Origin of the sequence: Buttiauxella sp. JUb87, from assembly GCF_004361975.1 — a bacterium.
In the GTDB taxonomy this organism is placed as follows: domain Bacteria; phylum Pseudomonadota; class Gammaproteobacteria; order Enterobacterales; family Enterobacteriaceae; genus Buttiauxella; species Buttiauxella ferragutiae.
In genome coordinates this window covers 519087-537621 of the sequence record NZ_SNVY01000002.1, presented here as the reverse complement: position 1 = coordinate 537621, position 18535 = coordinate 519087, and the positions used below count along the sequence as shown (strand labels likewise).

13 protein-coding genes are annotated in these 18535 nt (G+C 51.7%); 2 read left to right on the top strand and 11 right to left on the bottom strand.

Annotation, left to right across the window (positions count from 1 at the left end; genetic code table 11):
• Positions 1 to 3: 3 nt before the first annotated feature.
• The 5 genes from apaG to lptD are packed head-to-tail and all read right to left on the bottom strand — an operon-like array spanning position 4 to position 5898.
• The gene (gene apaG / locus EC843_RS10675; RefSeq protein ID WP_064543478.1) at positions 4 to 381 is read right to left on the bottom strand and encodes a Co2+/Mg2+ efflux protein ApaG; all 378 of its coding nucleotides are present in this window, start codon (positions 379 to 381) and stop codon (positions 4 to 6) included.
• A 2-nt stretch (positions 382 to 383) separates the two neighbouring features.
• Positions 384 to 1211 (bottom strand): 16S rRNA (adenine(1518)-N(6)/adenine(1519)-N(6))-dimethyltransferase RsmA, encoded by an 828-nt coding sequence (gene rsmA / locus EC843_RS10670; RefSeq protein ID WP_064543479.1) that lies wholly within the window; start codon positions 1209 to 1211, stop codon positions 384 to 386.
• Positions 1208 to 2197, bottom strand: coding sequence for a 4-hydroxythreonine-4-phosphate dehydrogenase PdxA (gene pdxA / locus EC843_RS10665; protein WP_064543481.1), 990 nt, complete (start codon positions 2195 to 2197; stop codon positions 1208 to 1210). Before pdxA ends, rsmA begins: the two co-directional genes overlap by 4 nt.
• On the bottom strand, positions 2190 to 3482 hold the full coding sequence (gene surA / locus EC843_RS10660) for a peptidylprolyl isomerase SurA (RefSeq protein ID WP_064543483.1): 1293 nt from the start codon (positions 3480 to 3482) through the stop codon (positions 2190 to 2192). Before surA ends, pdxA begins: the two co-directional genes overlap by 8 nt.
• A gap of 55 nt (positions 3483 to 3537) precedes the next feature.
• Positions 3538 to 5898, bottom strand: a complete 2361-nt coding sequence (gene lptD, locus EC843_RS10655; protein ID WP_064543485.1) for an LPS assembly protein LptD — start codon at positions 5896 to 5898, stop codon at positions 3538 to 3540.
• Positions 5899 to 6282: 384 nt separating this feature from the next.
• Here lptD and djlA point away from each other — a divergent pair, with 384 nt between their 5' ends.
• Complete coding sequence (gene djlA, locus EC843_RS10650) at positions 6283 to 7089, top strand: co-chaperone DjlA (RefSeq protein ID WP_064543487.1); 807 nt, start codon at positions 6283 to 6285, stop codon at positions 7087 to 7089.
• A 93-nt stretch (positions 7090 to 7182) separates the two neighbouring features.
• Here djlA and rluA read toward each other — a convergent pair whose 3' ends face one another.
• The 6 genes from rluA to araB form a co-directional block, all read right to left on the bottom strand.
• Positions 7183 to 7842 carry a bifunctional tRNA pseudouridine(32) synthase/23S rRNA pseudouridine(746) synthase RluA gene (rluA, locus tag EC843_RS10645; protein WP_133522230.1) on the bottom strand — a complete coding sequence of 220 codons (660 nt, stop codon included), beginning with the start codon at positions 7840 to 7842 and terminating at the stop codon, positions 7183 to 7185.
• Positions 7842 to 10748, bottom strand: coding sequence for an RNA polymerase-associated protein RapA (rapA, locus tag EC843_RS10640; protein WP_133522229.1), 2907 nt, complete (start codon positions 10746 to 10748; stop codon positions 7842 to 7844). Before rapA ends, rluA begins: the two co-directional genes overlap by 1 nt.
• 144 nt (positions 10749 to 10892) lie before the next feature.
• A complete protein-coding gene (gene polB / locus EC843_RS10635) occupies positions 10893 to 13253 on the bottom strand; it encodes a DNA polymerase II (RefSeq protein WP_133522228.1) in 2361 nt (786 codons plus the stop codon).
• A gap of 76 nt (positions 13254 to 13329) precedes the next feature.
• Positions 13330 to 14025: an L-ribulose-5-phosphate 4-epimerase gene (gene araD / locus EC843_RS10630; protein WP_133522227.1), complete on the bottom strand. Its 696-nt coding sequence runs from the start codon at positions 14023 to 14025 to the stop codon at positions 13330 to 13332.
• Positions 14026 to 14127: 102 nt separating this feature from the next.
• Entirely contained in the window at positions 14128 to 15630 is a 1503-nt protein-coding gene (araA, locus tag EC843_RS10625; protein WP_133522226.1) for an L-arabinose isomerase, read from the bottom strand.
• A gap of 10 nt (positions 15631 to 15640) precedes the next feature.
• Positions 15641 to 17347, bottom strand: a complete 1707-nt coding sequence (gene araB, locus EC843_RS10620) for a ribulokinase (protein ID WP_133522225.1) — start codon at positions 17345 to 17347, stop codon at positions 15641 to 15643.
• A 340-nt stretch (positions 17348 to 17687) separates the two neighbouring features.
• Between araB and araC the strand changes: the two genes are divergently transcribed.
• Positions 17688 to 18533: an arabinose operon transcriptional regulator AraC gene (gene araC, locus EC843_RS10615; protein ID WP_064543502.1), complete on the top strand. Its 846-nt coding sequence runs from the start codon at positions 17688 to 17690 to the stop codon at positions 18531 to 18533.
• Positions 18534 to 18535 lie beyond the last annotated feature (2 nt).

Below are 18535 nucleotides of genomic sequence, written 5' to 3'. Positions count from 1 at the left end.
GGATTAGTGAATGAAGGCTGGAATAGCCAAACGGAATACGGGAATAGCGACGCGGAAGGCATCGCCCTGAGAGTCGACCATTTCGTAATGGCCTTGCATGGTGCCAAGCGGTGTTTCAAGTACCGCGCCGCTTGTATAGCTGTATTCGTTGCCCGGTTCAATATGCGGCTGGACGCCAATCACACCCTCGCCCTGAACTTCAGTTTCATGACCGTTACCATTGGTGATAAGCCAGTAACGGCCAAGCAATTGCACCGGTGTTCGCCCCAGGTTACGGATGGTTACGGTATAAGCAAAGACGAAACGTTCGTGCTCCACAGAGGACTGTGATTCGATATAGACGCTTTGTACCTGAATGCATACGCGGGGCGAATTTAACATCGTTAACTCTCCTTCGGCTGCTGCTGTGGGTGCTCAGCCAAATAGTTTGCCAGTTTGCAATACTGAGCAACTGAGATGTTCTCAGCGCGCAGAGTTGCGTCGATTCCCAGCTCCGCCATCACCTCTGGGCTAAACAGATGGCCAAGGCTGTTACGAATCGTTTTGCGACGCTTATTAAAGGCTTCAGTAGTGATACGGCTTAATACGCGCAGCTCTTTTACTGGGTTCGGTATTGTTGCATGTGGTACCAGGCGCACGACGGCAGAATCCACTTTTGGTGCCGGTGTGAAGGCGGTTGGTGGCACTTCAAGCACTGGAATCACATTGCAATAATACTGCGCCATCACTGATAAACGACCATACGCTTTACAGTTAGGGCCAGCAACTAAACGGTTTACCACCTCTTTTTGCAGCATGAAGTGCATGTCAGCAATGGCATCAGTATAGCTAAAGAGATGGAACATCAATGGCGTGGAGATGTTATACGGCAGGTTGCCAAATACGCGCAACGGCTTACCGATTTTTTGCGACAGCTCTCCAAAATCCATGGTCATGGCATCTTGCTGATAAATTGTCAGCTTTGGTGCCAGGAAAGGATGCGTTTGCAGGCGAGCCGCAAGATCGCGGTCCAGCTCGATGACGGTCATTTCATCCAGGCGTTCACCCACAGGCTCGGTTAATGCGCCGAGGCCGGGGCCGATCTCAACCATTGCCTGGCCTTTGAGTGGATTTATAGCAGAGACAATACTGTCGATAACGAACTGGTCATTAAGGAAGTTTTGTCCAAAACGTTTACGGGCTAAATGGCCCTGGTGGACACGAGTATTCATTGAGTATTAACAATCATTTTGATGGCGAGATTAAGCGCCGTAATAAAACTGCCGACCTCGGCTTTCCCCTGACCCGCTAGTTCTAGCGCGGTTCCATGGTCAACCGAAGTGCGGATAAAAGGTAAGCCTAGCGTGATATTGACTGCGCGGCCAAAGCCCTGGTACTTAAGGACTGGCAAGCCTTGATCGTGGTACATCGCCAGAACTGCATCGGCATTATCGAGATACTTAGGCTGAAACAGGGTATCTGCCGGTAGTGGGCCAGAAAGATTCATCCCTTGAGCGCGCATTTCATTCAGTACTGGAATGATGGTGTCAATTTCTTCGGTACCCATGTGACCACCTTCCCCGGCATGGGGGTTGAGGCCACAAACCAGCACGTGCGGCTGTGCGATACCAAACTTGGTTTGCAGGTCATGATACAGGATGGTGATTATCTGGCGTAATAAATCTGGCGTTATTGCATCACTAATGGCTTTTAGCGGCAGATGTGTTGTCGCCAGAGCCACACGTAGCTCTTCGGTCGCCAGCATCATCACCACTTTTTCACTGTGCGATCGCTCTTCGAAAAATTCGGTATGCCCGATAAACGGAATGCCAGCATCGTTGATGATGCCTTTGTGCACCGGCCCGGTAATCAGTGCCGCAAATTCGCCGTTAATGCAGCCGTCACAGGCACGAGCCAACATCTCTACCACGTACTCACTGTTTCTCACATCCAACTGCCCAGGGATGACTGGAGCGCGTAATTCGATGGGGAGCACGGTCAGGGTTCCGGCAACATGCGGAGTTGCAGGTGTGCCTGGTTGGTAAGTTTTGAGTTGTAGAGGAAGGCCGAGGAGGGCTGCACGTTCCTGAAGGAGTTCAGGTGCGGCAACCGCAACCAGCTCAACAGGCCAGTCACGGTTTGCCAGTGCGATAATCAGGTCAGGACCAATCCCGGCGGGTTCGCCGGGAGTGATGACCACACGATGGATGTTAGCCATTGTCGCCTATAATTTTTACGTAAGCAGAAGCCCGTTGTTCCTGCATCCAGGTTTGTGCTTCTTCAGAGAACTTACGGTTGAACAACATACGATATGCACGATCTTTCTGTGCTGCATCAGTCTTATCAACGTTGCGTGTATCCATAAGCTGAATCAAATGCCAACCAAATGATGAGTGAACAGGTTCGCTCGTTTGGCCTTTGTTCAGTTTCATCAAGGCATCACGGAACGCCGGATCATAAATGTCTGCTGAAGCCCAACCTAAATCCCCACCCTGGTTAGCAGAGCCTGGATCGTCGGAGAACTCTTTTGCCGCTTTTTCGAAAGTGGTTTTGCCACTCTTAATATCAGCTGCAATCTGGTTCAGCTTAGCTCGCGCCTGGTCATCATTCATGATTGGCGACGACTTCAGCAAAATATGTCGGGCGTGAACTTCGGTAACAGAAATGCTCTTGCTTTGACCACGCAGGTCGTTCACTTTCAGAATGTGGAAACCTACACCTGAACGAATCGGGCCGATGATATCGCCTTTTTTCGCAGTGCTTAACGCCTGTGCGAAAATAGATGGCAGCTCCTGGATTCGTCCCCAACCCATTTGACCGCCTTTCAGGGCTTGCTGGTCAGCAGAGTAGGTGATAGCCAGTTTGCCGAAATCACCACCGCTTTGCGCTTGTGAAACGATGTCACGCGCTTGTTTTTCCGCATCATCTACTTGAGTAGAGGTTGGGTTTTCAGGTAATGGAATCAGGATGTGGCTGAGGTTCAGCTCAGTGCTGCTGTCGTTCTGGCTACCCACTTGCTGTGCAAGAGCATCGACTTCTTGCGGCAGGATGGATACACGACGACGGACTTCGTTATTACGCACTTCCGAAATCGTCATCTCTTTACGGATTTGAGCACGGTAAGTGTTGTAATTAATGCCGTCATAGGCCAGACGGCTACGCATCTGATCCATGCTCATCTTGTTTTGAGCTGCGATATCAGCGATCGCCTTATCAAGCTGTTCATCTGTCACTTTGACGCCCATTTTCTGGCCCATTTGTAACAGAATTTGGTCCATGATCAGACGTTCAATAATTTGATGACGCAGCGTGTTGTCGTCAGGAAGTTGCTGCCCGGCTTGTTGGGCACCTGTCTTCACTGACTGCATCATTCCGTTAACGTCACTTTCCAGCACAACACCGTTGTTCACTACGGCTGCAACTTTGTCGACCACTTGCGGGGCCGCGAAAGAGGTATTCGCCACCAGGACGACACCGAGAAGCAGCGTTCTCAAATTCTTCATACTTTTTCCATTTACTTAGCCGCAAAGCGGATTACGTTTTACTAGTCAAAGTGAATTACATCGAGCTTTGATACGGCAGAATGTTTGAACGCAACATCTGCTGTGTGCCCAGGCCATAGTTAGAACTCAAGCCACGTAACTCGATGTTAAAGCCAATTACATTATCGTATTTGCTTTCGTCGTTTTCCCAGCCATTAATTTTACGCTCGTAACCCAAGCGAATGGCATAACAGCAAGAGTTGTACTGCACCGCCAGCATGGAGTCTGCGGTTTGTTGTGCTTTGGTGTCGTAGTAATAAGCCCCAACGACAGACCAACGATCAACAACTGGCCAACTTGCTGTCATCCCAACCTGCGAGATGCCGTTCTTGTATTGTGGCGCATTAACATCAATATTTGAGATTGTTGCACCAATATATTCCGGGCTTGCGTAACGGTAATTAAACTGAACCAGACGATCGTTGTCTTTGCGATATTCGATAACGCCGTTGCCGGTCGCTATGTTATCCAGACGCGTATCGTACTGTAGACCGCCACGTACACCCCAACGATCGGTCATACGCCAGTAAGTATCACCAGCCCATACAACAGAACCAGTTTCGTCACCTTTTTCACTGTTGATCGTCTCGTCACCGGTACGAGACGGAGTGAAGTAGTAGATTTGACCCACAGAAACGTTAAAACGTTCAACTGCGGCATCATCATAAATACGGGTGGTAATACCGGTTGTGACCTGATTGGCGGAGGCGATACGGTCAAGCCCACCATAGCTACGGTCACGGAATAAGCCGTTGTAGTCAGACTGCAGCAGAGATGAGTCGTAGTTATTGATATTGCTCTGATCGCGATACGGCACATACAAATATTGTACACGCGGCTCCAGCGTTTGTTCCCAGCCCAGGGCTGAGTCCATGGCGCGGTCGAAAATCAGCTTACCATCCATTTTGAACTGCGGCAGAACACGGTTAACAGTCTCATCCAGTTGATTATCAGCGTGAGCAGCGTTGTAGGAATCCAGATTGGTCTGCTGATAGTGCGTTGCCATCACTTTGGCTTCAGTATTCAGACTTGCCCAGCCGTTAGACACTGGCAGACTAATGACTGGCTCAATATGCAGACGAGTCGCTTCGGGCTGGCTGTCATTTACGTTAGTAAAATGAACGGCTTGACCGTAAATACGCGTATCAAATGGCCCAACATCATTTTGGTAGTAATTCATATCCAGTTGCGGTTGTGCACTGTAAGAGCTAGTGCCGCTATTCAACTGGGAACCAAAGACCTGAAACTGTTTTGTTGACAGCGTTGCATCAAAGTTTTCAACGGCATAACCGACACTGAATTTTTGCGTTGCGTAACCGTCGGTGCTGGAACCGTATTGCGAACTAAAGTCGGTGAAGTAGGTTGGATCGCTGACTTTGGTGTAGTCAACATTAAAACGCCACACCTGATCTACCACCCCACCGTGGTTCCAGTAGAACAACCAGCGTCGCTCGTCCTGGTCTGGGTTAGCAGCCGTGTTGTCTTTATATTCTTTATCAGAAAGCATGTAATCGAATTCAATGATACCTGCCCCAGCTTTGGTCAGATAACGGAATTCGTTCTGCCACTGCATGCCACGCTCTTCCATATAGTGCGGAGTAATGGTGGCATCAAAGTTGGGTGCAATGTTCCAGTAATACGGCAGAGTGAACTCAAGACCGCTATTGCTACTGTATTTCGCATTTGGGAGCAGGAAACCGGAACGGCGTTTATCACCGATTGGCAACTGTAAATATGGGCTGTAAAATATCGGAACCGGACCCACCTTAAAGCGGGCGTTCCAGATTTCCGCGACTTCTTCTTCGCGGTCCTGAATCACTTCGCTACCTACCACGCTCCAGGTATTAGAACCTGGCAAACAGGAAGTAAAGGTGCCATTTTCGAGAATGGTGTAGCGATTATTACCGCGCTGCTTCATCAGGTCGGCAGTACCACGACCCTGGCGGTCTACCATTTGATAGTCGCCTTCCCAGACATTGGTATCTTTGGTATTCAGGTTTGACCAGGCTTTTGGCCCTTTAAGAATGACCTGATTATCGTCGTAGTAGACGTTGCCAACGGCATCAACAGTACGAACGGGGTCAGGTTGACCCTCAACTTGTTTCTGATGCAGTAGAACTTCGTCAGATTGCAGGCGGCTATTGCCTTGCTGTATATCCACATTGCCACTAAATACCGCATCGTCAGGATAATTTCCTTTTGCGTGATCGGCATTTATAGTGACAGGCAGGTTGTTGGTGTCCCCTTCAACCAAAGGGCGGTTGTAACTTGGGACGCCAAGCATACATTGCGACGCGAGATCGGCCGCCATGCCTTGTTGACTATACAGCGCTGCGCCAATCAAGGTGGCCAGCAAGGTGGGAATACGTTTTTTCATACGTGTTATTCGTTGTTCCGTCATCAATGGCTTATACCCATCATCATTCAAGATGCAGAGGCGTTGGCGGCACTTAGTTATTTGACTCATCATGAGCCTCACCCTTTTGGGGCCGCTCTAAGCAGCGTCCAAATCTGCTCTGAACAGATTTGGTGGTTCCTGTCATTGGGTTAACTTAATGACGGGATATTTTCTCAATTGCCGCTTTGCTTCATATTGAATGCTATAGGGTATAGCGTCGGCAAACGGTCAGAGACTAACTTACTCATCACTACAGCGCTAGTGTTAATCCTGCCCGCTCAATAGTCTGCCGTTAGGCACTACTATCAATGACGGGTATGATAAAGCAAATTCTAGCCGACGACATGACGATTTGGGGAGTATATGCAGTATTGGGGAAAAGTACTCGGTGTCGCAATAGCACTTATTATGGGTGGTGGCTTCTGGGGTGTGGTTATAGGGTTGCTGATCGGTCATGCCATTGACAAGGTGCGCAGCCGCCGTCAGTCCTGGTTTTCTAACCAACAACAGCGCCAGTCATTGTTCTTTAGCACCACATTTGAAGTGATGGGCCACCTGACTAAGTCAAAAGGGCGCGTCACGGAAGCGGATATCCAGATAGCCTCACTATTAATGGATCGTATGCAGTTACACGGTGATGCGCGAAGTGCCGCGCAGCATGCGTTCCGGGTGGGTAAAGAAAATGGCTACCCGCTGCGTGAAAAAATGCGTCAGCTACGCAGCGTATGTTTCGGGCGTTTTGACCTAATTCGGATGTTTCTTGAAATTCAAATTCAGGCGGCGTTTGCTGATGGTTCTCTGCATCCGAACGAGCGGGAAGTGTTGTACGTAATTGCCGAAGAACTCGGTATTTCACGAATGCAGTTCGACCAGTTCTTACGCATGATGGAAGGCGGGCAGCAATTCGGTGGTGGTTACAACCAATCGCAAGGTGGTTTCCAGCAACAACGTGGGCCAACGCTTGAAGATGCATGTAACGTATTGGGTGTCAAAAGTAGCGATGATGCCACTATCATTAAGCGCGCATACCGCAAATTAATGAGTGAACACCATCCCGACAAACTGGTCGCCAAAGGCTTGCCGCCAGAAATGATGGAGATGGCCAAACAGAAAGCGCAGGAAATTCAGAAAGCGTACGATCTGATCAAGACGGCAAAAGGGTTTAAGTAATAGAAGAGACCCTCACCCCGGCCCTCTCCCTCAGGGAGAGGGAGAAAACCGGACAATTCCCTCTCCTGTGGGAGAGGGTTAGGGTGAGGGGATTTAGAAGTCAGCCGGAGCACGGAACGTCATCGGCGTGCCATATTCAGGGTGAGTGATAGTCAGCATTTCCGCATGGAGCTGCAAACGCGGCGCCATCGCTAGCGCTTCAGGTGACGCGTAAAAACGATCGCCCAGAATCGGGTGTCCCATTGCAAGCATATGGACGCGTAACTGATGCGAACGCCCGGTGATCGGTTTTAGCAGCACACGCGCGGTATTATCCGCCGCATACTCCAGCACCTGATATTCCGTCTGTGCCGCTTTGCCGGTTTCATAACACACTTTCTGTTTAGGCCTGTTTGGCCAGTCACAAATCAGCGGTAAATCTACCAGCCCCTCTTCCGGCTGAGGATGACCCCAAACCCGTGCCACATACTGTTTCTTCGGCTCACGTTCACGGAACTGACGCTTCAGCTCACGCTCAGCCGCTTTAGTCAGCGCAACGGCAATCACGCCGCTGGTGGCCATATCCAGGCGATGCACTGATTCCGCCAACGGGAAGTCGCGCTGAATGCGCGTCATCACGCTATCTTTGTGCTCATCCAGACGCCCCGGTACAGATAACAAGCCCGAAGGCTTGTTGACGACCATGATATGTTCGTCCTGATAAAGGATGACTAACCATGGCTCCAGTGGCGGGTTATAGGGCTCCATTAACATTATTGGTGTGTCACCACGATCAAACGCAACGCATCCAGGCGCCAGTTGGCTTGCGCAAGGCTTTCCAACACTTGCTGACGGTTGCTCTCGATAGCTTCAAGTTCATCGTCACGAATGTTTGGGTTGACCGCTTTCAGCGCTTCCAGACGGGAAAGCTCGGAACTCAGCTTCTCATCAGCTTCTTCACGAGCCGCTTTGATCAACACTTGTGCTGCGGCTTCCACTTTCTCTTCTGCCAATTGCAAAATAGCGTGGACATCTTGCTGTACCGCATTCACCAGCTTACTGCCGGTATGGCGATTCACCGTACTGAGCTGGCGGTTAAAGCTTTCAAACTCCACCTGAGCGGCAAGGTTGGTGCCGTTTTTGTCCACCAACATACGCACTGGCGTTGGCGGCAGGAAGCGGTTGAGCTGCAATTGTTTCGGCGCTTTTGCCTCAACAACATAAATCAGCTCCAGCAGCAACGTGCCCACTGGCAACGCTTTGTTTTTCAACAAAGACAGGGCGCAGCTACCGGTATCGCCGGACAGAATCAAATCCAGGCCGTTGCGGATAATTGGGTGCTCCCAGGTGACGAACTGTGCGTCTTCGCGAGACAACGCCACATCACGTTCAAACGTAATGGTGCAACCGTCTTCCGGAAGACCTGGGAAATCAGGCACCAGCATATGATCACCAGGGGTCAGCACCACCATGTTGTCGCCGCGGTCATCCTGATTAATGCCGACGATGTCGAATAAGTTCAGGGCAAAACTCACCAGGTTGGTGTCGTTATCCTGCTCCGAAATGGACTCAGCCAACGCTTGGGATTTCTCACCGCCGTTGGAGTGAATTTCTAGCAGGCGGTCACGGCCCTGCTCAAGCTGAATCTTCAGCGCATCATGCTGCTCACGGCATTGCTTAATCAGCGCATCGAAACCGTCGGTATTTTCCGGTGCTGCAAGATACTCAATCAGTTGCGGATACACGCTGTCGTAAATTGTGCGGCCAGTTGGGCAAGTATGCTCGAAAGCATCCAGGCCTTCATGGAACCACTTCACCAGGACGGATTGCGCGGTTTTCTCAAGATAAGGAACGTGGATCTGGATATCGTGCGCCTGGCCGATACGGTCCAGACGGCCAATACGCTGTTCCAGCAGATCCGGGTTAAACGGCAGATCGAACATCACCAGTTGGCTGGCGAACTGGAAGTTACGGCCTTCGGAACCAATTTCGGAACATAACAGCACCTGAGCGCCGGTATCTTCTTCGGCAAACCAGGCTGCTGCACGGTCACGCTCGATGATGGACATACCTTCATGGAACACGGCGGCACGGATACCTTCGCGTTCACGCAGAACTTGCTCGAGCTGCAATGCTGTCGCGGCTTTGGCACAAATCACCAGCACCTTCTGAGAACGGTGGCTGGTCAGGTAGCCCATCAGCCATTCAACACGCGGGTCGAAGTTCCACCACGTGCCGCTATCGCCTTCAAATTCCTGATAAATCTGCTCCGGGTAGAGCATGTCGCGAGCGCGTTCTTCCACAGATTTACGTGCGGCCATAATGCCGGACACTTTAATCGCGGTTTGATACTGCATCGGCAGCGGCAAACGAATGGTATGCAGTTCGCGTTTCGGGAAACCTTTCACGCCATTACGGGTGTTACGGAACAACACACGGCTGGTGCCATGGCGGTCCATCAGCATGGAGATCAGCTCCTGGCGAGCCGCATCGCTACCTTCACGGTTACTGTTCGCGGTTTGCAGCAGCGGTTCAATATCCTGCTCGCCAATCAACTCACTCAACATATTGAGCTGATCGTTAGTCAGATGGTTACCCGCCAGCAGCAGTGCAACGGCATCAGCTACCGGGCGATAATGCTGCTGTTCTTCAACAAATTGCTCGAAATCGTGGAAACGGCTCGGGTCCAGCAAACGCAGACGCGCGAAGTGGCTTTCCATACCCAGCTGTTCCGGCGTTGCGGTTAACAGCAAGATCCCCGGAACATGTTCAGCGAGCTGTTCTATCGCCTGGTATTCACGGCTTGGTGCCTTCTCGCTCCACACCAAATGGTGGGCTTCATCGACCACCATCAAATCCCATTCAGCTTCACAAAGGTGCTCAAGACGTTGCTTACTGCGGCGCACAAAATCCAGCGAACAGATAACCAGTTGTTCTGTTTCGAATGGGTTATCGCTGTCGTGCTGGGCTTCGGCATAACGCTCGTCATCAAAGAGAGCAAAACGCAGGTTAAAGCGGCGGAGCATTTCAACCAGCCATTGGTGTTGCAGGGTTTCCGGCACCACAATCAATACGCGCTCAGCACTGCCAGCCAGCAGTTGCTGGTGGAGAATCATCCCGGCTTCGATGGTTTTACCCAAACCTACTTCATCAGCCAGTAATACGCGCGGTGCATGGCGACGGCCAACATCGTGGGCGATGTTCAACTGGTGTGGAATCAGACTGGTGCGCATACCGCGCAGCCCGCTCCATGGTTGGCGATACTGTTCGCTTTGGTAGACGCGGGAACGGTAACGCAGAGCGAAACGATCCATCCTGTCAATTTGCCCGGCAAAAAGACGGTCTTGCGGCTTACTGAACACCAGTTTGCTGTCGAGGAAAACCTCACGCAGCATCGTACCGGTTTCTTCAGTGTCCAGACGCGTACCAATGTAGGCTAGTAAGCCGTTTTCTTCTTTAACTTCATCAACTTTTAGTTGCCAGCCTTCATGGCTGGTAATGGTGTCGCCTGGGTTAAACATCACACGGGTGATAGGCGAGTCATTTCTGGCATACAGGCGATTTTCACCGGTGGCAGGGTAGAGCAAGGTAACCATCCGTGGGTCTAAAGCGACCACAGTTCCCAGTCCCAGTTCGCTTTCGGTGTCGCTGATCCAACGTTGACCAAGTGTAAAAGGCATAAGATTTCGGCTCTATTATCAGTTACTAAGATTTGCAGGCAATAGCATAACGACCGCACAGAAAAGGGAGCGGTTGTCTAAAAGTAGATTTAAGGGTACTTCAGGAGGGCGCTATGGTACTGGAAGGGAGCGCATTCGTCACCGTCAAAATAGCCCTAATTGCCCTGTCATCAGTGTAGCAAAGTCATCTTCAAGGAAAGGTAAAATTCCTTCGGCCACCGGTTGGAGCTGGCGAGTCAGGTAATGATCATAGTCCAGAGGGGATTGCTGGTAATCCACTGGCTCAGGGCCGTTAGTGGTGATCACGTACTTGATAGTCCCACGGTTCTGATACTGTGGCGCGCGGCCAAGCCGTTGATTATGCTCATCTGCGAGGCGTGCAGCCCGCACATGCGGCGGTACATTTTTTTGATATTCACTTAGCGGACGACGCAGGCGTTTACGGTAAATCAATTGGTCATCCAGCTCACCCGCCATCAAACTGGCAATAGTTTCGCGGATATAATCCTGATACGGTTCGTTACGGAAAATCCGTAAATAAAGGGTTTTCTGGAATGCCTGCGCCAGTGGCGTCCAGTCAGTGCGTACAGTTTCCAGCCCTTTAAACACCATGCGTTGCCGATCATTTTCCTGAATCATCCCGGCATAGCGCTTTTTGGAGCCTTCAACGGTACCGCGAATCGTCGGCATTAAGAAGCGGCAAAAATGCGACTCAAATTCCAGTTCAAGCTTACTGTCTACCTGCTGCGTTTCTTGCAGATGCGCTTTCCACCACACATTGACATGCTCAACCAATTCGTTGCCGATACGCACAGCATCATCTTCTGAATGTGCTTTTTTTAGCCACACGAAAGTGGAATCTGTATCACCGTAAATCACGTCATAACCCTGAGATTCGATCAACGCCTTGGTTTGCAACATGATCTGATGCCCACGCATGGTGATCGACGAGGCCAGACGAGGATCAAAGAAACGGCAGGCACTGGTGCCTAACACGCCATAAAAAGCATTCATGATAATTTTCAGCGCTTGCGATAACGGCTTATTGCCATGACGTTTTGCCTCGTCACGGCCTGACCAGATTTGCCCGACGATGTCCGGCAGGCAATGTTTCGTTCTGGAAAAATGTGCCCCCAAAAAGCCGTCAACGGAATGCTCTGGTTCCGGGTGCGCCATACCTTCAACCAGGCCAACAGGATCGATAAGAAAAGTGCGAATAATCGACGGGTAAAGACTTTTGTAATCCAGTACTAATACCGAGTCGTAAAGACCCGGACGAGAGTCCATCACATAACCGCCGGGGCTGGCTTGCGGTGGCACTTCGCCAAGATTTGGGGCAACGTAACCGGCGCGGTGCATCCGTGGTATATAAAGATGACCAAAAGCGGCGACGGACCCGCCATGCCGGTCGAGCGGTAAGCCGTTAACGGTTGCCCGCTCGAGTAAAAATGGCATCAGTTCTGTTTTGTGAAAAATCCGCGTCACCAGTTCACAATCCTTCAGATTGTATTTCGCCAGTGCCGGCTTATCTTCGGCAAAACGGCGGTCAATTTCGTCCATTCGTTGCCACGGGTTATCAATCGCTTTGCCTTCGCCGAGCAGTTCGCGGGAAACGGTCTCCAGGGAGAACGATGAGAAATTCCAGAAGGCAGATCGCAGCGCTTCGATACCATCGATAATCACCCGTCCGGCGGCTTGTGCGAAAAACACACCTTGCTTGAAGCCATGCTCTCGCCATTCCAGCAAACTGTTCTCACGCCCAAGACGCAGCGGGACTTGATAGCGATCCGCCATTTTTTGCAATACACGCAAATCAAACTGCACGACATTCCAGCCGATCAGCACATCGGGATCGTGCTGTGCAAACCAGTTATTAAGCTTTTCAATCAGCAGCGGGCGGCTGGCGACATATTCCAGCGTAAAATCGAGCCCGCTGGCGTCACCATTTTCCGGACCAAGCATGTACACAACGCGCTGCCCGCACCCTTCAAGGCCGATGCAATACAGCTCGCCATGACGATTGGTTTCGATATCCAGCGACACCCATTTCAGCGGTGGGCGGTAGTCCGGTGCGGGTTTCAGCTTAGTATCAACCACCAGATTATTTTGCGACTCACCGCTAAACCAGACTGGCGCGGTAATAAAACGCTCCATAAGGAAGCGCTCTGGCGGACGAATATCGGCTTCATAAACCTTGACACCGCCATCGCGCAGCAGCTTCTCGATACGCATGAGTTGGCGATGCTGGCGGGTATAAAGGCCACAGACGGGCTGACGGTGAAAGTCTGTGAGGGGCAGCGGCGTGAGCCGGTACTGGCTTTCATTTGCGAGCAAGCGCATGGCTTCAGACTGTTGCGACTGAGGAATAAACGCGACCGATTCCTGGCGCGGCAGACGCACCATAACCGGACCATCGTCTGTTGCCAGCCAAAAATCAACTTCAGTACCGAGCGGTGTATCTCGCCAATGTCGCGTTAGCAAAAAACCAGAGCGGGCTTGTGACACGCTGCATTCTCATCAAGAAAAAGTGGTCTGATTATAGACCACTTTAAGCAGGATTACTGATTTTATGTACAGCGGTTTACTGCCCGTAATAAGCCTTCGCACCATGTTTACGCAAATAATGTTTATCGAGCAGCGTTTGCTGCATATCGGATAATTCTGGTGCGAGTTGGCGGCAGAATATGCCCATATACGCCACTTCTTCCAGAACGATTGCGTTATGCACCGCATCGACCGGATCTTTGCCCCAGGCGAATGGGCCGTGGGAATGCACCAGCACGCCAGGCATTTGTGCGGCGTCGATTCCACGTTCGGCAAAGGTTTTTACGATCACTTCGCCGGTTTGCCACTCGTAATCACCATTGATCTCTTCATCAGTCATTTTGCGGGTGCAAGGAATGGTGCCGTAGAAGTAATCCGCGTGAGTGGTGCCGGTAGCGGGGATTGATTGCCCAGCCTGCGCCCAAATGGTCGCGTGGCGTGAATGGGTGTGGACAATGCCGCCGATGTGCGGAAATTGCAGGTACAGCAAACGGTGAGTCGGGGTGTCGGAAGACGGTTTTTTATTCCCTTCAATCACTTCACCGGTTTCGAGGCTCACCACTACCATATCTTCGGCGGTCATGATGCTGTAATCAACGCCGGAAGGTTTGATCACCAGCACGCCGCGTTCACGATCGACTGCGCTGACATTACCCCAGGTCAGCGTCACCAGATTATGTTTAGGTAGCGCGAGATTAGCTTCAAGTACCTGGCGTTTGAGTTGTTCTAACATATCGTTCTCCGGGATTTCCCCTCACCCTCTCCCCAGGGAGAGGGGACTTTCTTTCCTCCCTCGCCCCTTTGGGGAGAGGGCCGGGGTGAGGGGCAAAACGCCTTAGCGTTTGAAGCTGTAATAAACCTCGTTCCAGCGCAGCGAATCTTTAAACGCAGGCAGGCGAGTGTCGTTATCAATCACCGTCAGCTCAACACCGTGCAGTTCGCTGAACAGGCGCATATCGTCAAGCGTCAGTGACTGGCTGAATACCGTGTGGTGCGCGCCGCCTGCCAGGATCCACGCTTCAGAAGCGGTTGGCAGATCCGGTTGGGCTTTCCACAGCGCGTTGGCGACCGGCAGTTTCGGCAACTGATGCGGTGCTTCAACGGTATCAACACAGTTCACTAGCAAGCGGAAACGATCGCCGAGATCGATAAGGCTGGCGTTCAGCGCCGGACCAGTTTTTGTGGAGAAGATCAGACGCGCAGGATCTTCTTTTCCGCCGATCCCTAAGTGCTGCACATCAAGAATCGGTTTTTCTGCAATGGCGATCGACGGGCAAACTTCCAGCATGTGGGAGCCGAGCACCATATCGTTGCCATTTTCGAAGTGATAGGTGTAGTCCTCCATGAAAGAGGTGCCGCCTTCCAGACCCGTCGACATCACTTTCATGATGCGCAGCAGGGCTGCGGTTTTCCAGTCGCCTTCGCCCGCAAAGCCGTAGCCTTGCTGCATCAGGCGTTGCACTGCCAGACCTGGAAGCTGTTTCAGGCCGTGCAGGTCTTCAAAGGTGGTGGTAAAGGCGCTAAATCCGCCTTGTACGAGGAACTGTTTCATCCCCAATTCGATGCGTGCAGCATCAATCACATTCTGGCGTTTGTCGCCGTTGATTTGTGCAGCGGCGCTCAGGCGGTAGCTGCTTTCGTACTCATCGACTAATGCGTTAACGTCACCGTCGCTGACGGCATTCACCACTTGCACCAGGTCGCCCACTGCATAAGTGTTCACCGCGAAACCAAACTTCATCTGCGCTGCTACTTTGTCGCCGTCAGTGACGGCAACTTCACGCATATTGTCGCCGAAACGCACCACTTTGAGTTGGCGAGTATCTTGTTTAGACACTGCCTGGCGCATCCACGAACCAATGCGTTGATGGGCTTGCGGATCCTGCCAGTGGCCGGTTACCACGGTGTGTTGCTGGCGCATACGAGCGCCGATAAAGCCGAACTCGCGGCCGCCGTGCGCGGTCTGGTTCAGGTTCATAAAGTCCATATCAATGCTGCCCCATGGGATCTGCGCATTGAACTGGGTGTGGAATTGCAGCAGCGGCTTGGTGAGAATGCTCAGGCCATTGATCCACATTTTGGCAGGCGAGAAGGTATGCAGCCACACCACCATGCCCGCGCATTTATCGCTGTAACTCGCATCGCGGCAGATAGCGGTAATTTCGTCAGGCGTGGTTCCCAAAGGTTTCAGCACCAGTTTGCATGGCAGTTTGGCTTCTTTATTGAGTGCATTCACCACTTGCTCGGCGTGTTGATTCACCTGACGCAATGTTTCCGCGCCGTAAAGATGCTGGCTACCAATTACAAACCACACTTCATATTGTTCAAAAATGTTCATCGTTATGTCCTTAATGGGTCACTGTGGCCTGGGCTGCGGGAGTCACCGCTGCGGGGGCTGAAGGGAGATAATGTTGTTCGGCGCTAACAGCCCACTGCTGATAACGGCGGTAAAGTTGTTCAAAGCGTTCGGCGCGTTGCGGGATAGGCTGCAAGGTGTTTTCGATTTGGCTGGCCATCGCTTGTTGCGCGGTGGAAATATCCTCGTGAACGCCTGCGGCAACGGCGGCAAAAATGGCCGCGCCTAATGCACAACACTGATCCGAAGCGACGATCTGCAATGGGCGATTCAGCACGTCACAGCACACCTGCATGATCACGGGGGATTTACGGGCGATCCCACCAAGCGCCATCACGTTGGTGACCGGGATCCCTTGTTCGGTGAAACACTCCATGATCGCGCGGGCACCAAATGCGGTAGCGGCAATCAGCCCGCCGAACAGCGCTGGCGCATCGGTGGCAAGGTTCAAATCGGTAATTACGCCTTTCAGACGCTGATTGGCATTTGGGGTGCGGCGGCCATTAAACCAGTCGAGCACCACTGGCAGATGTTCAAGTGAAGGGTTTTTCGCCCAGGCTTCTGTCAGTGCGGGCAGCAATTGCTTCTTGCTGGCATTAATTTGTTCACGCAGTTCAGGGTGCTGTTGCGCCAGTTGTTCCAGCGGCCAACCCAGTACGCGTCCAAACCAGGCGTAGATATCACCAAATGCCGATTGCCCGGCTTCAAGACCAATAAAATCGGGCACCACGCTGCCGTCGACTTGCCCACAAATTCCTTTCACTGCGCGCTCGCCAACGGTCGGTTTGTCGGCAATCAAAATGTCGCAAGTCGAGGTGCCAATCACTTTCACCAGCGTGTTGGGCTGTGCACCCGCGCCAACGGCACCCATATGGCAGTCAAACGCACCACCGGAAATCACCACGTTTTGTGGCAGGCCAAGACGCTCAGACCATTCAGAGCAAAGCGTGCCGACCGGAATATCCGCAGTCCAGGTTTCGCTGAACATCGGGTAATCCAGATTCTGGTTAATCAACGGATCTAATTCATCAAAGAAACTGGCCGGAGGCAGGCCACCCCAGCTTTCATGCCACAAAGATTTATGCCCGGCACTACAGCGGCCACGGCGAATATCTTGCGGGCGAGTAGTGCCGGAAAGCAGCGCCGGAACCCAGTCACACAGTTCAATCCACGACACCGCAGCCTGTGCCACTTTTGGGTCAGCGCGGGTGACGTGCAGGATTTTTGCCCAGAACCATTCGCTGGAATAAATACCGCCGATGTAACGGGAATAGTCATTTTTCCCAGGCTGGTGGCATAAGTGAGTAATCGCTTCGGCTTCTTCAACGGCAGTGTGGTCTTTCCACAGCACAAACATGGCGTTGGGGTTGTCGGCAAACTCTGGCGTCAGCGCCAGAACATGGCCGTTAGCATCAATCGGCGCGGGAGTTGAGCCGGTGCTGTCGACGCCAATGCCACAAACTCGGGCGCGTTGTTCAGCGGTCAGTTCTGCGAGAACGGTTTTTACCGCCTGCTCCATGGATTCAATGTAATCCCGTGGATGGTGGCGAAATTGGTTATTGGCGGCATCGCAATATTGGCTTTCTTGCCAGCGCGGATACCATTCCACGCTTGTCGCCAGTTCGGCACCGCTTTCACAATCTACGGCTAAAGCGCGAACTGAATCACTGCCAAAATCGAGGCCCAGCGCAATCGACATTTTTTAACTCCCTGACCTGGTTATCTATGCAAATGACATTAGTTTTTATGCCGGAAAACAGTCAGGTCGTATTCGCTGAAGTTATGGAGAAATGTGCTGTGCCGTTGAGAAGTGTGACGCTCCGCAAATAATCGATGTGGACATTTCTGCTACTTTTATAAACACTTTGGTTATCTTCACAAAAGTCCTCGATTGCCAGGTAAAAAGCACCGGTTCAGGTAAGTTGCGGCTTTATGATGAAAATCTGACGGTTTACGGTTCAGACAGTGTTGTCCTGGCAAGGAATAGCACGGATATGGACAAATTGTTTCTGTGACTCAATTGAAAAGTGAGCTTATTGATGCCTGAATTGCAAAATGATCCCTTGTTGCCGGGGTACTCTTTTAACGCCCACTTAGTCGCCGGATTAACGCCGATAGAAGCTGAAGGGCCTTTGGATTTTTTCATCGACCGGCCATTAGGAATGAAAGGTTACATCCTGAATTTAACGGTGCGGGGTGAAGGGGTTATCAATAATCAGGGGAAAAACTATGTCTGCCGCCCTGGGGATATTCTGCTGTTTCCACCGGGGGAAGTGCACCACTATGGCCGCGCACCGGACAGCAAAGAGTGGTATCACCAGTGGGTTTACTTCCGCCCACGGGCTTATTGGCAGGAGTGGTTAAACTGGGATCCTATCTTCGCACACACCGGTTTTTTCCGCCCGGATGACGCCCACCAGCAAAGTTTTTCCCAGTTGTTTGGGCAAATTATTGAAGCCGGACAGGCGGAAGGGCGCTATGCCGAATTACTGGCGATTAACCTGTTAGAGCAACTACTGTTACGGCGCATGGAAGTGCTGAACGCATCACTCAATCCACCGCTGGATAACCGCGTCCGCGATGCTTGCCAGTACATCAGCGACCATCTGGCCGATCACCATTTTGATATTGCCAGCGTTGCGCAGCACGTCTGTTTGTCGCCGTCACGCTTGTCGCATTTGTTCCGCCAGCAACTGGGTGTCAGTGTGTTGAGCTGGCGTGAGGATCAACGCATTCTTCAGGCCAAATTGTTGCTGAGCACCACTCGTATGCCAATTGCCAGCGTAGGGCGTAATGTCGGTTTTGAAGATCAGCTCTATTTTTCGCGCGTCTTTAAGAAATGTACGGGTGCCAGCCCGAGTGAGTTTCGTGCAGGATGTGAATGATT

What these genes read in the sequence shown, in the direction of transcription:
- apaG (WP_064543478.1), bottom strand. Translation starts at nt 381, where the DNA reads ATGTTAAATTCGCCCCGCGTATGCATTCAGGTACAAAGCGTCTATATC.
- rsmA (WP_064543479.1), bottom strand. Translation starts at nt 1,211, where the DNA reads ATGAATACTCGTGTCCACCAGGGCCATTTAGCCCGTAAACGTTTTGGA.
- pdxA (WP_064543481.1), bottom strand. Translation starts at nt 2,197, where the DNA reads ATGGCTAACATCCATCGTGTGGTCATCACTCCCGGCGAACCCGCCGGG.
- surA (WP_064543483.1), bottom strand. Translation starts at nt 3,482, where the DNA reads ATGAAGAATTTGAGAACGCTGCTTCTCGGTGTCGTCCTGGTGGCGAAT.
- lptD (WP_064543485.1), bottom strand. Translation starts at nt 5,898, where the DNA reads ATGAAAAAACGTATTCCCACCTTGCTGGCCACCTTGATTGGCGCAGCG.
- djlA (WP_064543487.1), top strand. Translation starts at nt 6,283, where the DNA reads ATGCAGTATTGGGGAAAAGTACTCGGTGTCGCAATAGCACTTATTATG.
- rluA (WP_133522230.1), bottom strand. Translation starts at nt 7,842, where the DNA reads ATGTTAATGGAGCCCTATAACCCGCCACTGGAGCCATGGTTAGTCATC.
- rapA (WP_133522229.1), bottom strand. Translation starts at nt 10,748, where the DNA reads ATGCCTTTTACACTTGGTCAACGTTGGATCAGCGACACCGAAAGCGAA.
- araD (WP_133522227.1), bottom strand. Translation starts at nt 14,025, where the DNA reads ATGTTAGAACAACTCAAACGCCAGGTACTTGAAGCTAATCTCGCGCTA.
- araA (WP_133522226.1), bottom strand. Translation starts at nt 15,630, where the DNA reads ATGAACATTTTTGAACAATATGAAGTGTGGTTTGTAATTGGTAGCCAG.
- araB (WP_133522225.1), bottom strand. Translation starts at nt 17,347, where the DNA reads ATGTCGATTGCGCTGGGCCTCGATTTTGGCAGTGATTCAGTTCGCGCT.
- araC (WP_064543502.1), top strand. Translation starts at nt 17,688, where the DNA reads ATGCCTGAATTGCAAAATGATCCCTTGTTGCCGGGGTACTCTTTTAAC.